Raw genomic sequence first — 14,950 nt, forward strand, 5'->3', positions numbered from 1 at the left:
ATGGGATAATGACAGCTAGGTGAGTTGGCTGGTTTAGTGGCAGAGTTGAGCTGCTAATGGACATGGATCTACCTCCTCGAAGTCAGAAGTTGGAAGTCAGAAGCTGAAGGCAGATGACGAATACTTCAAGAAAAAGTAAGTCTGAGCTGCCTGTGGAAAGTTCAGCAAAACATCAGATGGAGGTTTAAAACTCCTCGGATGTAAGTTTCCTTTATCATATGCCAATCGGGCTGTCGAAATCCTAAAAAGTGTGCGGGCTTGTTTCAGCTTAATTGGTCGATATTAGGGGTGGCTACTAAGGAGTGATAATCGAGTGGATCAAGAGAAACAAAGGCGCCTGAGGTCCCTTCCGGCTGTTCACGAAGTGATTTCTCGGCTGGAGCATGACGAAGAATTCAGTCCGTTTTTGGCGAATGAAAAGCAGTTACCTCGTTTAACGCAGGGAGTTCGACAGGTTTTACAAAAGGCGCGGGAAAATGTCAATCGGAATTTTACAGATTCAGCCAACTCTAGTTGGACGAGTTCACTTGCTGAGTTTGAAGTCTCTCTTTGGTCTTGGCTGAAAACTCAACTTCTGCAAGAACTGACACACCCTGAAACTAGTTTGAGGCGGGTCATCAATGGGACCGGTGTTGTCTTACATACTAATTGTGGAAGAGCTTTGCTGGCGCCAGAGGTCGCTCGTTTTGTTGCAGAACAAGCTGAGAGGTATAGCAATCTTGAACTGAATATTGAGACTGGGGAGCGGGGGTCACGCTATGTCCATGTTGAAGAGCTCCTTTGTCATCTGACTGGGGCAGAAGCAGCTATGGTAGTTAATAATAATGCTGCTGCAGTACTTTTGATGATGAATACGTTTGCCCAAGGGAAAGACGTTATTGTGTCCCGCGGAGAACTGGTGGAGGTTGGTGGGTCCTTTCGAATTCCAGAAGTTTTGAAAGCTGGAGGAGCCAAACTCGTTGAAGTTGGAACCACCAATAAAACCTGGCTCAGAGACTATGAGTCAGCTATCGGACCGGAAACGGCCGTGTTGTTAAAAGTACATACGAGTAATTACCGGGTTGAAGGATTCACCCATAACGTTTCAGGGGCTGAGTTAGTGGAACTCGGGGCAATGCGAAATTTGCCTGTGATGGAAGACTTAGGGAGCGGAAGCTTTTTTGATGGGACAACCCTTGGTTTTCCTCTCGAACCAACCATCCAGCAAACTGTAAAAGCAGGGCTTTCCCTTGTTTCCTTCAGTGGCGACAAATTGCTGGGCGGCCCTCAGGCAGGAATCATTGTAGGAAAGCAAGATTTTATCAAACGTTTGAGGGCGAATCAGTTGACCAGGGCATTGAGGGTCGATAAATTGACCTTAGCAGCCCTCGAAGGAACCCTCCTTTTATATAAAAATGGGGGATTAGAGGATATCCCCGTCTGGAAGATGCTCTCTCTTCCTATGGATACCTTGAAAGCAGCAGCGTCAGCGCTTAGAGAGGCACTTCAGTCAAATCCCGCTATCTCAGTCGAATTAAAAGAGGATGTCTCGCAGGTCGGCGGTGGAGCATGGCCTACGGTTGATCTTCCAACTTGGGTGTGTGCCATCCGATTGAAGACTAGAAGTGCTATCGAGTTAGAAAAGTTCCTGCGCTTGGGGCCAATCGCGATATTAGCTCGAATACATAAGGATTGGGTTCACATCGATGTAAGAACGATCTTGGTTGGGGATCGGGAGGATATTGTGCGGCGGCTTGGCGAGTTGGTTTAGAAGTGTCTTGCCGTACGCATGCCAAGACAGACACTTCCTCCTATTTGCTTTCATCCCCAATAAGGATATAATTAAAGAGTGATACATTAAGTTGACATAGTTGTAATGGATGATTGAGATATGGAGGTGTCGGTGATGGATCTTACAATTCAAGATAAAGTCCGGTTGACCCAGTTTTCGACTAAGGCTGGCTGAGGATGCAAGATAGGTCCTGCGGACCTGGCGCAAGTTTTGCGCTACTTGCCTCCCAATATAGAGGATGCCAACTTATTAGTAGGTATGGAGACTTCGGATGATGCTGGGGTCTACCGCTTAAATGATGACCAGGCTATTGTGCAAAGTGTTGATTTTTTTACCCCTGTGGTGGATGATCCTTATGCGTTCGGGCAGATTGCTGCAGCTAATGCTTTAAGTGATATTTACGCAATGGGAGGTAAACCGCTGACGGCAATGAATTTGGTCTCCTTTCCAGTAGGGAAGCTGAAGATGGATATTCTAGCCAAGATCCTACAAGGTGGGAGTGAGAAGATTCGGGAAGCAGGCGCAGTTCTTGTCGGAGGACACTCCATCGATGATGCAGAGCCGAAATATGGACTCTCAGTCACGGGTATCGTCCATCCAGACCATGTTCTCTCGAATGCGAAGGCTGAGCCAGGGGATGTTTTAGTTCTTACTAAACCGCTCGGGGTAGGGATCATCACGACTGGGATTAAGCGTGGGATTGTAGCGCCAGAAGCAGAAGCAGAAGTTATTGAGGTGATGGCGACCTTGAACAAGGGTGCGGCCGAAGCTGCTATTGAAGTTGGAGTCCATGCCGTTACGGATGTAACAGGCTTTGGCTTTCTTGGTCATCTGCATGAAATGCTACAAGCTAGTGGCTGTAGTGCGGAAGTATATGCTTATGCTGTGCCAGTTTTGGATAGTGTTTGGGATTGTATAAAACAGAAGGCTATACCTGGGGGGACACAAGCCAATCGACGTCACCTTGAAGGCAAGGTGGACTTTGCTCAAGAGGTCTCTGAGGAAGTACAGATCGTGCTCTTTGATGCAATTACTTCAGGAGGATTACTGATGGCCGTGCCAGAGGAACGCGTTGATTCACTAATTAAACAGTTAAAGACGAATAAGACCCCTGCTGCAGCTATTGTTGGACGTATTCAAAAAGGTGAACCTGGAAAAATTGCGGTTTCTGGCCGTGGATAAAGAAAACTAAGGCTAGCGCCAAGCCTTCAGGTGCCAGCGGTAGCCTTAGTTGCACTTCTGCTTCCAGAAAGTAAATAAACGTAAGTTTGTACTTTCTGCCTAGTATGATAAAATACCCACGTGGTCAAAAAGGTAGCGGGGGGATAGATATGAAAGAAATGAGAAATCCAATGAAAACTATGGCTACTTGTTTTGAACAAGTGGCTTTATTCTTTCCGAGCGGGAATCCCAAGATTCAAGAAAACTTCGAGCGGCGTGCGGCTTATTTAGATACAAGAGTTTATTCTCGAGAGAGTTTGGCGGATGCTTTAAAAGCCTTTCATAAGAATTTAGGGACAAGTACGGAAACTCAGCAGATGATTGAAGAACTGAGGCTAAAGGAAACGCTTGTTGTTATTACTGGTCAGCAGGCGGGAATCTTGACCGGCCCGTTGTATACTTTATATAAGGCTATGACAACCATTCGACTCGCCAAAGAGCAACGAGAAAAACTTGGTCGTCCGGTAGTACCGGTTTTCTGGATTGCAGGTGATGATCATGATTGGTTAGAGATTCGTGAGACTTTTATTTTGAATTCAGAAGGAAAGTTATCCTCTTGTCGTCTCCCTGGCGATGGGGGAGGGCAATCTGTCGGAAATCAACAGGTTCCTTCTTGGGAAACGATTGAAGCTCAACTTACTGGGGCATTGCCAGACAGTGAATTCCGATCTACCGTCTTAAAACAATGCAAACAGTTCTTAGAGCAAGCGGAGAATTTGACACAGTGGTTTGCTCTAACACTACAGTGGCTTGTCAGTAAGTGGGGACTTGTATTCTTTGATCCTTTGTTGCCGGAATTCAAGCGCCTCGCTGCCCCGATGTTTGAGCGGATTTTGAAGATGCACACCGATGTTCGAGATGCCTTGGCTAAGCGGACGGAGGAATGGGTGAAACTGGGGTTTGAAGCCCAAATCCAGCAAACTGGCATTGACGTTAATTTATTTTTGTCCTTACCAGAGCGAAAGTTGATCCAATATATTGATCAAACATTCTATTTAAAGGGTCAAGAGGAACCTTGGGATCTGGATGCCCTTAACGAATTATTAGCACAAGCGCCAGAACGATTTTCTCCCAATGTGGTGACGCGTCCAGTTGTTCAGGAATACCTTTTCCCGACCTTAGCCTATGTCCCAGGGCCTGGAGAATTGAATTACTGGGCACAGTTAGGGAAGGTTTTTGAGACATTCGGATTTATAATGCCGATTCTTTATCCACGGGTGTCGGTTGTTTTATTAACTGCTTATTGGCAAAAATCCTTAAACAAGGAAGCTTTGACCCTTGATGATGTTTATGGTGGGTTGGAAAAACATCAAGAACGCTGTGTGAGAGAACGCGATGATCAACATATTGACGAACGCATAGATCGTTTACGCTTGCAAGTTGAAAAGGCGTACGCAGAGCTTGCCCCTTTAAAGGAGATTCATGTTAATGTAGAGGACTGGTTGATTCGTAATGAAGCGAAGGTTAACTTTCAAGTGGATTACTTAAAGAAAAAGGTCTGGCAGGCGCAGAGAAAACGATGCCGTGAGGAACTGATTCGTTTGCAAGAACTCCAGGATGGGATTGCTCCAAATCATTCTAGACAGGAACGTGTTTTGAATCCCTTGAGTTTTGTTGCTCGTTATGGGCTTAGCTTTGTGGACCGGATTGCAGAACTTCCAATGACCGGTGATTTCTCAGAACATCAAGTACTTTTATAAGAGGTAGGGGCACGAACACAGCGTGCCCCTACCTCTTATAATTAATTAAGTAATAAAGAAGACGATCCCAAGAGCTTTGGACACGAGACATCGTGTCCAAACTATATTATTTCTATGAATTCTCTTTCATAACATTTAATCTTGGGTATAATGGTACAAGAAGTAAAACAATGGAGATGGTGATGTGAGGCGTAAAATAAGATCGATTCTGGTGATTCTAATGCTTATCTTCCTAATGGGAATATCAGCCGCTGGGTTTCTCTGGTATAACGGGTTTATTGGAGGTGGGAAGACGCTCGGCGAGGATGATATATTTGATTCGGAAAATGAACTTCGAGATCGAGTGAGTATCTTACTTATAGGGGCAGATCAGCGTCCTGAACAGATAAAGTTTAATACAGATTCACTGATTCTTGCCAGTGTGGATCCCAAAACAAAGCAAGTTAGCCTGCTTTCAATTCCACGCGATACGCGTGTTGCCCTTTCTGGGCATGGTCACCTCAAAATTAATGAGGTCGCAGCCTTAACAGATTTGCCAACACTACAAAAAAACGTTGGACAACTGACGGGCCAACCGCTCGCAGGATATGTTCAAACCAACTTTGCGGGATTTAAGAAGATAATTGACACATTAGGTGGAATTACGGTCGATGTAGAGAAGGATATGTACTATGAGACGGGTGATGATGAAGATGGCTATATTAACTTAGATAAAGGTGTTCAGCGCTTAGATGGTTCGCAGGCGCTTCAATATGCTCGTTTTCGTCACGATGCCTTAGGGGATATTTCACGTACGGCAAGGCAGCAGATCGTTCTGAAAGCGGTTGCCAAGGAGATGTTTCGATTAAGTACTCTGCCAAAGCTTCCATTCCTCATTCCGCAATTGATGGAGGCGGTAAACACCAATTTGTCGGGCAAGGATATGTTTGCGTTAGCTAAAGTGGCTGTTGCGTTTGATAGTGCGAATGTAGTTTCTCAGACGTTACCTGGAGCGTTTCAGGATATAGATGGGGTAAGTTACTGGAAGGTCGATCCGGTTGAAGTCAAGAAAGTAGTGAAGAATTTATTCATGGGGATTACTACCACTAAAGTGATTGACCAACAAACTGTGGATTTGCTAAAACCTGTCATAGTGACCCCCATTAAGCCGTTGCCTAAAGTTCCTGGTAATAGTCAGGATCCAAACGGGCAGAATTCTACGGGCCATCAAGTGACCAAACCGTGAAATAATGGTCAAAAAGGTAGCCATATTTATCAAATAAGTTATCCTTTCTCACGGGTGAGAGAAAATAGAGCTTTATTGTAATTTTTTAGGCCCTTAGCCCTATCCTTAATAGGGCTAAGGGCCTATGGGGATAGTGCTAAATTATAGTAAAATATAACTATATGAAAATTCGGATAAAGTGGGGCGATTAACGTGCCAGAAGAAATAGTTCGGGGACATTCCCTGGAAGAAATCCGAGAAGAATGGGCGCTTAAGCTCAATTTTTCACCAGAAGACATTACCCTAGAAGTGATAGATAAGCCTGGATTTTTTTCCCGGCAGTGGAAAGTTCGCCTTATTTGGGCGGATCAAATACTTCAGGCCCCTCTTTTGACTTCTAGTCAAGCCATCTGGGACGGAACCAAGTACATCATTACCCCTGGTGAAGGTTGCAAACTATTGCTTCCTTTCATGAAGGCTGGAGAAGTTTGGATGAATGGCAAGTTGCAGGACAGGCCCTTTCGAATATGTCCTGGAGATCAGGTGGAGTACCATCCCTGTGTCTATGAAGGGACATTGACCTGGGATATGCAAGTCCGGTTTCATGGATTGTCGGCCGTAGCGAAAGTTCGGCATGAACTACCAGGGCGTTATATCCTTCCTAAAGACCTTCCTGCTCTGGAAGAGATCAATTTGGCTCAGGTTGCGACCTGGGAGAGCTTACCGGCCACTGGAGAGGTTTGGGATGAGACAAGGCTTAATGCAGACCTGAATCAATTAAAAGTAGTCCATGGACGTCGCCCTGAGGCTTGGTCGGAGATAATGGCTGTTCGGGGCGCTGGTGAGGTTGTTATCGCTGCTTCAACACCTGTTATACCGTCCGTAAATGCTAAGTTAGAAGACTTTGTGGGAATGACTCCTCTGTCGGAGACCGGGGAGAAAAACATCGACTTTTTCGCTTCCAAAGTGCAATTAGTCAATGAAGGGACTATCCTTGCTCGCAAACTTCCAGGCATGATTGGGATCCAAGGACAAGACGTGTTAGGTAAAGTATTTCCTGTTGCGGCAGTGAAGGATTTCCAATTTCGTTTGAAGAAGAATGTCTATCTCTCAGAGGATGGACTAGAAGTGGTGGCTGCCTGTGCGGGACAGCCTGTTCGTATTGATGAAAGGACATATTCGGTTGAGAATGTCTTTGTTCATAATCAGGATGTTGATCTGGCAACTGGAAGTATCGAGTTTCCAGGAGATGTTTTAATACAGGGAAGTGTTCAGGACGGGCTTCGAATTATCGCTGGAGGAAGGCTCGAGATTAAGGGATCTGTCTCTCATGCAGAGATTAAGGCAGAAAAAGGGGCCCGGATATATCAAAATCTTTTGGGTGGGAAGATTGTTGTTGGGGAAAAGTTTGTGGTTCGTTCTGAACTCCTCAGCGGCATGTCTGAGTTGCGAGACCAACTGAGCGTTTGTTTACAAAGTACGACTGAGTTGATTAAGGCGCCAGGAGCTAGCAGTTTTAAACCAGGACAATGCTTGAAACTGGTGATGGAGAGGCAATTTTCCGAGCTTCCCAAACTGTCTAATCGGGTGGAAAAGTTTGTAATAGATCATAAAAATGACGAAATAGTTACGGAAGACTTAATTGTAACTGTCCAGACAGCAAAACGCTTTCTAGTTGGGCTAGGACCCTTAGAGCCTCAATCTTTATCTTCTTTGCAACGGGTTGAGGAAACTCTTAATCAATATATTGAAAACATAACTCTTGAGATTCCGGAAAAACTCAGCTTCGTGGTAAGTTATGTTCAAGGGGCAACCGTTGAATGCGCTGGATCATTTGAGTGTCAGAAGGGGGTCTATAATTCTGATATTCGGGTCGAAGGAGACGTTTCGATTGAAGGTGTATGCCGGGGAGGGAGAATCACTGCTGGAGGGAACGTGAAGATTCGTGAACTTGGGGGTTCTGGGGTGAGTTCAACCTTTGTGCAAATCAGTGCTAAAAGTCGTCTTTATGTAAATTATTGCCATCCCAATGCCATCATCTGCGTGGGGAAGGAAATTGTTAATATTGAAGAAGCCTGTCGGAACTTGGAGATATACCGAGAGAATGGTCGTGTTCAAGTTGAAAAGATTAGGGGGACCCCCCTTTAGCTTCCTGATCAAAGAACCTGCCGAATCGGCAGGTTCTTTTTGCAATAACAATAGGGTCCCTTATGGGCCTCACAGCGCCTTGCCTTCCATGGCGGGGATCTAATCTCGGAGGTCTTTCGAATCATGCTTACCGGACACTTGTCCATCCGTGGACGGTGGATTATGATATACTAACACAAAACGGGTCGAAGTTCGTTGAGACTTACAGGGGAAGGAAAGATCCGCATGAAGATTATGATTGAATTAGAAGAAGCTTTGGAATTGGTTCTTACTCGCATTAGGCGGGTTGAAACAGAGCGTGTTTCAATTAGAAATGCCTATAAGCGTGTATTAGCTATGGATGTGACATCCCAAATTGCCATGCCACCGTTTGAACGTTCACCTCTGGATGGGTATGCTTATCTAGCCACGGCGGGCGATCCTCTACCACTCCAGCTTAACGTGGTGAGTGAAATTCCGGCTGGTACTTTCCCAGAACGAGTTATCTCGCCAGGTGAGGCAGCAAAGATATTCACGGGCGCACCTATTCCGACGGGCGCAAACTGTGTAGTGAGGATGGAAGACACTAAGCAAGTCGGTGATGATGTGACCATATTACAACCAGTATTACCTGGTTCTAATATTATACCGAGAGGGGAAGAGATCAAAGAGGGGGATTTGCTCCTTAAACAGGGTTTCTTTTTAACGCCACCGGCAATTGGTTTACTTGCGGCAGTTGGCCTGGATCAAGTTACCGTTTACCGTCGACCCCGTGTGGGATTGCTCTCCACTGGGGCGGAACTTATGGAGGTAGGGCAATCGTTGCGTCCAGCTAAGATTTATAACAGTAACAGCTATACTTTGCGCGGTATGCTGCAAGAAGCCGGTTGCGAGGTTTCAGTGATTCCTATCGTTTCCGATGAAATTGATGAGACCATCAAAGTTTTGCAAATGCTTGCAGACACCGATATGGTCATTGCGACTGGCGGAGCCTCTGTAGGTGATTATGATATAATGCGCCATGCACTTGCCCAGTTTGGGTGTGAAATGTTGTTTTGGAAGCTGAATCTCAAGCCGGGAACTCCAGTGTCTGTCGGGCAAAAAGAAAAGCAACTCTTTTTCTCTCTTTCAGGAAATCCCGCAGCTGCTATGGTGACGTTCGAACTTTTAGTTCGGCCGGCAATTCGCAAATTAGCAGGACGAACGACTGCAGAAGAGGGTAGATTTCTGGTTAAAATGGCAAGTGACTTTGGAAAAACGGGGAAACAACGACGTTTTCTACGTGCTCAAGCGGTGTTTAAAAATGGAGAAATCTGGGCTGATCTGGCTCCAGCACAAGGATCAGGAATTCTTCGTTCCATGATTGGCAGCCATTTGTTAGTGGATGTGCCAGAAAACCATGGTTCAGTAGAACCTGGGGAACTCTTGATGGCGAGCTGGATTGCGGATTGGGAGGCTTAAGATGCATTGTCGTTCAACCAGTGTTCGTCCTCAAATTCCTGTCATTTCGATTGTGGGTGGAAAGTCAAATTCAGGGAAGACGACGCTTTTAGAGAAGCTTATCCGTGAAGCAAAAGGTCGTGGGTGGAAGGTAGCCACTCTGAAACATGATGTCCATGGGTTCGAGATGGATCAACCGGGCAAAGATACTTGGCGCCATGCCCAAGCAGGTGCGGATATTGTCGCCATAAGTTCACCCCATAAAATTGCCATTTTGGAGAGTGTCTCCGAAGATCAGCCCCTCGATGAGGTCATTGCCCGAATTCAGGGGGTAGATGTGATTTTCACTGAGGGATACAAGAGCGGCAACAAGCCGAAGATCGAGGTGTTTCGTTCGGCTGTGCATCAGGAACTTTTCTCCAAACCTGAAGAACTTATTGCTATAGCAAGTGATATCTCGTTTGATAACGGGATTCCCTGCTTTGGGTTGGATGATGCTGCGGGGATTTGTGATTTGATCGAGGAGGTATTCGGCTTCAGGGGAGAACTCTCTTAAGAAACCGAGTTGCCCAAGGCAAGAGAGGGAAGGCCAAAACTGAGGAGAGAAGATTGAAGAGGGTGTGGGCGTTAGCTACTTGCCTAGAGAGGCTTCCTCCCATCAGGGTGAGTCCAGATGCTAATGGCCCTACAAAGGGTAAGAAGATTAAGACTCCAAATACGTTTAGTAAAACATGAAATAAGGCTACCCGTTGAGCTGCACGCGAGGTGGCTAGCGCCGCTAATACCGCTGTGAAACAAGTGCCAATGTTAGCGCCAAAGATGAAGGCGAGCGCGGTAGGTAGGGTTATCCAGCCGTCCTCGGTGAGGAGCATGACAATGCCTGTCGTGGCACTAGAGGAATGAAGTAGGGCAGAGAGCATAGTACCGGCGAGGACCCCTTGGAGATGGTTGTCGCCTAGTTGTTGGAGAAAAAGTTGGATCGCTGGACGGTCTGCGAGTGGAGCCATACCTGCTTCGAGTAAACTTAATGCGAAAAAGAGAACGCCGAGTCCGAAGATGGATAAAGTAAGAAAGCGCCATCGATTCTGTATAAAAAGGTATCCTAAGGCACCGAGAATCATTATGTAGGGAGTTATGCGCTCCAAAGGAAAAGCGAGTAACTGGTTGGTTAGCGTGCTTCCAATATTACTTCCTAAGATCAGTGCTAGGGCATTTTCAAAGGGCAGCAGCTCAGCATCGACAAAAGTCACGGCCATGACTGTCAAAGCAGTGCTTGATTGGAGCAGGGCGGTTGAAACTGAACCACTCCAGAAGCCACGCCATGGAGTGGCGGTCATCCAATAGAGTACCTGGTGGAGGCGAAGCCCTGCAAACGACTGCAGACCGTGACGCAAAATGTGCATCCCCCAAAGCAGAAGACAGAGGCCAAGAACAAGGGTTAGTAAATACAGTCGGGCCAGCTCCTTTCGGGAGGAAGTAGGAGTGAGACAAGGGGACGGTTCTTCTGTCTAAACTGGAGATATTGTATTCCATTGTTATTCGCTCGTCGCTAAGGCGTACTAGTTAATTGTATTGAGCTAGTATTTCATCAAGAACTAGAGGGAAAAATTACTGAGATTGGCTTTAATATGCGCATAACAAAAGGACACTTAACTCAGTGTCCTTATATATTTTTTATTAACCTAAAAACGTGACAGGGGATATCTGCATAAGTTACCTTAAGAGGTGGTAATATGCGAGTTCGTTTTGGGAATGTTCGTGATTGGCCGTTTATGTATGCACTTGGAAAACAAGGGATTGCTCATAGTATTTCTCCATGGCGTGAACAGCCAATGGAGGAGACACTTAAATATCGAGAAAGTATTCTCAGAGGGTTTTGGAATTGGATTCAGCAGTCTGGCTCTGTCGTATTTATTTCAGAGGATTCTTCTGAGGAGGGTAAATCTGGTTCGGAAAGTGGAAAGACCCACCCGATCGGTTATTTGGTCTTACAGACTTCTGCTAGGGAAGAGTTAACGGGTGTTTCGCAAGGCTGGATCATGGATTTTGCGGTCCTTCCAGAGTGGAGAGGAAAAGGAGTGGGTAGGGCGTTGCTGGAAGCGGCTGAAGATTACTGTAGTGAGCAAGGGATTCCATACCTAGGCCTTGCTGTCAGCAGTCATAATGTGAGAGCACTTTATCTTTATGAACAGTTCGGTTTTGCCGAGGAGAGAAAGCTTATGGTCAAACGAGTGGAGAAAGGGTAAAAAAAAGCTTGCGACGAAGTATTCGCCGCAAGTGAAGTAAAAGAGAGGAGTGGGGATAAAAAAAGAAAATGTGAGTCTAATTAGATTGTGTCCCGAGGCTGCATGAATTATACAGGCCCCGGGATATATTTTTGATCTCTTCTCGCACGACTTGGAATCCTTGGCGGATAAAATACTTAAGACCTCCTAGCAAAAGCTCCGACGTATAGGTAACGGGCCTTTCTTTCATTCTTTAATGTGGAATTGATCTTAAGATTTCGGTGGCCCTCTCGTTTCGAATTGAACGAGAGGGCTGTTGCTTAATGCAAGTACAAGAAGAACCATGTAGACGTTTGCGCGTATTTTCGTGATAGGTTTTTTCTTCCGTGGTATAATATCCCTATTGAATTGAAAGGTGACTATTAGGAGGGTAATTGTGGAACAGAAGGAAATTAAGGCGTTAGTTCTCTCTGTACTGGCGGAGACTCGGGAATTTGATGGGTATGTCATTGTTCGGGCACAGTCGCGTAGGGAATGGAGCATGCGCTTAAGTAATGGGCAGTTTGAACGGGTATCGACTGGCGCGGATAGTGGCTTTGGGGTTCAGGCGTTTACGAAGGATGGGGCATCGGGCTTTGCTACGTCAGACGTTTTAGCGGAAGGAGTCGGTCAAAAACTGGTAGAAAAGGCTATTCAGTTAGCCCGGAGAAATGAAGCAATCGGGACGAAGCTTAATCGCGCGATCTGGGATGCCCCACAGGTTCTGGCTGAGGAAAAAAATCCTGCCAAAAAGGTTTTTGGAGAAATTCCTTTGGTTCAACTTGAGGAAATGGTGATGACTTTGCACACCCGGCTACGAAGTGTTTTCCCTGAGGGAGTTTGGCAAACGAGTTATCGTCAGGTAGAAGAGGTCTGGTGTATTGGGCGTACGGATGGGACCAACGTGTCGTTTGTTATCCCTAGAGCGGTCCTGATGCATCAAGGAACGGTGCGGGAGCAGGACAAGGCTCAGAGTACTCTGGTTCACCGCAGTGGGATGGACGCAAGTGTGCTCTTTGAGGAATTAGCGGATCATGTTCTAGAAGGAAAGGCCTTGGACCGGGCTGAATTTGCCAGAGCGGTATGTGGTGCGCCCCAGCTGCCGAGCGGTCATTATCCTCTGATTATTGATTTTGGGCTAGCAAAGGGTTTGGCACACGAGGCCTTTGGGCATGCCGTGGAGTCAGATCATATGAAGGAGTCTGTACTGGGCGAAGCTGGAAAACTCCGAAAGGGTCTAAGGGTAGCTAGACCAGGTGTAAGTATTATTGATGGTCCACTCCCTGGGGATTGGGCGTATCAGCCGTATTCCGCTAATGGGCTGGTCCGGCAAACTGTGACGATTGTACGGGACGGGGTTCTGGAAGCTGGGCTCGGGGATATTTTCTCAGCTGAAGAAGCAGGTATGCCCGTAACCGGAGCGGGTAGGGCGGAGAACTATGGACATGTCCCACTGCCTCGAATGAGTAATATTAGGTTGTTAGTTGATCGCATGCTTCCATTAAACCCAGTAGAGCACTTGATGGATGAGGTAAAGGCCGTGCGAGAAACTCTCCTACAACATGAAGAGCTGGTCGAAGGGGAGAAAAACCTACTTCTCTTGGGGTATCGTGGTGGCCAGGTCAATCCTAAAACTGGGGATTTTGTCTTTCAATGTGACGGAATTATTGATGTGTCTGACCCCAAACTGCCAATTTATCAACCCTCAATTTTTAGTGGGAAAATTCTATCTGCCTTGGAAGCGATTCGAGGAGGGCTTGGTGAAGGGTGCTATGACGCGATCGGAACTTGCGGAAAGGGTGGACAATCTGTTGCCTCGAGTGGAGGTAGCCATCGTTATCTGCTCATGGATGCCGACCAACAGGTAAGTTTGGGAGGGGAACACGGATGAAACTAGTTGCACAATTAGAGGATCTTCTTTATCAGGCTCAGCATGCTCCAAAGAATGAGGAACTACGCTTAGCGGATTGGCGCATTTTGATTAATGAATCGGAAGCAGTGTCCTTAGGTATTAAAGATAATTCTCCGGGGAGTGTCTATACGCCACCAAGTTATCGTCAGGGCGAGAGTGGTGAAGTTTTTTTGGTCTGGGCAGATGGGAAATGCAGTCAAGCTATGGTTCAGCTGGGGTCGCACGAAGACCAGGCGCATTGGCAACAAGAATTAGAACAATGGAGACAGGCTTCGTATGACGACCCTGATGCGACGCATATCCCAGCTCCGGGACCTTTGCCGCTTGTGGCAGTTGAGGACCGGGCAATACAAACGATTTTTGCTGGATCGGGTGATGATCAGATCTTATTTGATCAAGCCAGTCGTTGGCTAATGGACAAACCCTTGAAAGCCGAGATGCAGGGAAGTATACAAGCGGCCTGGGGTTACCGTCATGTTCGCACTTCGACTGGTCTTGCCGTTACATATCAACAATCACAATTTGTAGCTTGGTTTTCCTTTGACAGCTTGATCGGAGGAGGGTTTGCTAAGCGCCGGCTATCTCGACCAGAGGAACAGGAGGAGTTATGGTCTCAGACGGTGAATCTGTATGAGGCAATGCATTTAGATGCTCCGCCTGTTGGGCCCCAGACGCAAGTGATTCTAGCCCCTTCTATGACTGAGAGTATGCTGGGTCAGTTTATACTGCCCAATTTTTCAGGAGACCGAGTGATTGAGGGACAGGGTGCATTTCCTAAGGAGAGTTTTCTTGAAAATAAACTTCTTTTTCATCCGCACTTTTCATTGATCATTGACCCTCTCCGTCCGCTGGAATTAGGCTCTTATCTGGTTACGGCTGAAGGAGTACCCGCAGAACGTACTGTGTTGGTTCGGGACGGAAAACTTCAGACCCCCTTTCTCCGGGTTAAAGATTCAGTGAGATGGGGTGCAAAACCGACGGCTATTCCTCAAGGGACGGCAGGGCTTTATCTTACCCATAAGGCAGAAGTTCCGTGGGCAGAGGCTTTACAGACCGTGGAGGATGGCGTGTTGGTTTTATCTGTGCTTGGCTTGCATACTCAGGAGGCAGTTTCGGGGTCGTACTCGCTTAGTGCGCCTCACAGCTTGCGTATCCTAAAGGGTCAGATCGTCGGAAAAACTGATGTTAAGCTAACGGGTAATTTCTTGGCAGATTTGGCGGCACCAACAACTAAGACAGCCCAGTCAAATCTTGACGCACATCCTTATCTTATGATCATGACTGGAGTACAAACTCTTTAGGGATTGGGGA

At 46.6% G+C, this 14,950-nt stretch carries 11 protein-coding genes; 10 read left to right on the plus strand and 1 reads right to left on the minus strand.

Annotated features, from left to right (window positions below; all coding sequences use genetic code 11):
- Positions 1-313 precede the first annotated feature (313 nt).
- From selA to mobB, 7 genes are all read left to right on the plus strand, one after another.
- Positions 314-1,750 (plus strand): L-seryl-tRNA(Sec) selenium transferase, encoded by a 1,437-nt coding sequence (gene selA / locus E4K67_RS03300; RefSeq protein ID WP_135544953.1) that lies wholly within the window; start codon positions 314-316, stop codon positions 1,748-1,750.
- A 135-nt stretch (positions 1,751-1,885) separates the two neighbouring features.
- A complete protein-coding gene (selD, locus tag E4K67_RS03305) occupies positions 1,886-2,953 on the plus strand; it encodes a selenide, water dikinase SelD (protein WP_135544954.1) in 1,068 nt (355 codons plus the stop codon).
- A gap of 149 nt (positions 2,954-3,102) precedes the next feature.
- Positions 3,103-4,692, plus strand: coding sequence for a bacillithiol biosynthesis cysteine-adding enzyme BshC (gene bshC, locus E4K67_RS03310; RefSeq protein WP_243454315.1), 1,590 nt, complete (start codon positions 3,103-3,105; stop codon positions 4,690-4,692).
- Positions 4,693-4,876: 184 nt separating this feature from the next.
- The gene (locus E4K67_RS03315; RefSeq protein WP_243454316.1) at positions 4,877-5,917 is read left to right on the plus strand and encodes an LCP family protein; all 1,041 of its coding nucleotides are present in this window, start codon (positions 4,877-4,879) and stop codon (positions 5,915-5,917) included.
- A gap of 192 nt (positions 5,918-6,109) precedes the next feature.
- Positions 6,110-8,044 (plus strand): FapA family protein, encoded by a 1,935-nt coding sequence (locus E4K67_RS03320; protein WP_135544955.1) that lies wholly within the window; start codon positions 6,110-6,112, stop codon positions 8,042-8,044.
- Between the two features lie 225 nt (positions 8,045-8,269).
- A complete protein-coding gene (locus tag E4K67_RS03325; RefSeq protein WP_135544956.1) occupies positions 8,270-9,484 on the plus strand; it encodes a molybdopterin molybdotransferase MoeA in 1,215 nt (404 codons plus the stop codon).
- 1 nt (position 9,485) lies between these two features.
- Positions 9,486-10,019 (plus strand): molybdopterin-guanine dinucleotide biosynthesis protein B, encoded by a 534-nt coding sequence (gene mobB, locus E4K67_RS03330; RefSeq protein WP_135544957.1) that lies wholly within the window; start codon positions 9,486-9,488, stop codon positions 10,017-10,019.
- Here mobB and E4K67_RS03335 read toward each other — a convergent pair.
- Positions 10,000-10,914 (minus strand): Na/Pi cotransporter family protein, encoded by a 915-nt coding sequence (locus tag E4K67_RS03335; protein WP_274594833.1) that lies wholly within the window; start codon positions 10,912-10,914, stop codon positions 10,000-10,002. The genes mobB and E4K67_RS03335 overlap by 20 nt on opposite strands.
- A 282-nt stretch (positions 10,915-11,196) precedes the next feature.
- On the opposite strand from E4K67_RS03335, the gene E4K67_RS03340 reads away from it, so the two are divergent.
- From E4K67_RS03340 to E4K67_RS03350, 3 genes are all read left to right on the plus strand, one after another.
- A complete protein-coding gene (locus E4K67_RS03340) occupies positions 11,197-11,709 on the plus strand; it encodes a GNAT family N-acetyltransferase (RefSeq protein WP_135544959.1) in 513 nt (170 codons plus the stop codon).
- 415 nt (positions 11,710-12,124) lie between these two features.
- On the plus strand, positions 12,125-13,618 hold the full coding sequence (locus E4K67_RS03345; protein ID WP_135544960.1) for a TldD/PmbA family protein: 1,494 nt from the start codon (positions 12,125-12,127) through the stop codon (positions 13,616-13,618).
- Positions 13,615-14,940 (plus strand): metallopeptidase TldD-related protein, encoded by a 1,326-nt coding sequence (locus tag E4K67_RS03350; protein WP_135544961.1) that lies wholly within the window; start codon positions 13,615-13,617, stop codon positions 14,938-14,940. The genes E4K67_RS03345 and E4K67_RS03350 overlap by 4 nt, the downstream gene beginning before the upstream one ends.
- The last annotated feature ends 10 nt before the right edge of the window (positions 14,941-14,950 follow it).

The organism is Desulfosporosinus fructosivorans (assembly GCF_004766045.1).
Classification (GTDB): Bacteria; Bacillota; Desulfitobacteriia; order Desulfitobacteriales; family Desulfitobacteriaceae; genus Desulfosporosinus; species Desulfosporosinus fructosivorans.

Bases quoted from the DNA above. Each gene is read 5' to 3' on its own strand.
- E4K67_RS03325 (WP_135544956.1), top strand. From the start codon at position 8,270: ATGAAGATTATGATTGAATTAGAAGAAGCTTTGGAATTGGTTCTTACT.
- E4K67_RS03340 (WP_135544959.1), top strand. From the start codon at position 11,197: ATGCGAGTTCGTTTTGGGAATGTTCGTGATTGGCCGTTTATGTATGCA.
- bshC (WP_243454315.1), top strand. From the start codon at position 3,103: ATGAAAGAAATGAGAAATCCAATGAAAACTATGGCTACTTGTTTTGAA.
- E4K67_RS03350 (WP_135544961.1), top strand. From the start codon at position 13,615: ATGAAACTAGTTGCACAATTAGAGGATCTTCTTTATCAGGCTCAGCAT.
- mobB (WP_135544957.1), top strand. From the start codon at position 9,486: ATGCATTGTCGTTCAACCAGTGTTCGTCCTCAAATTCCTGTCATTTCG.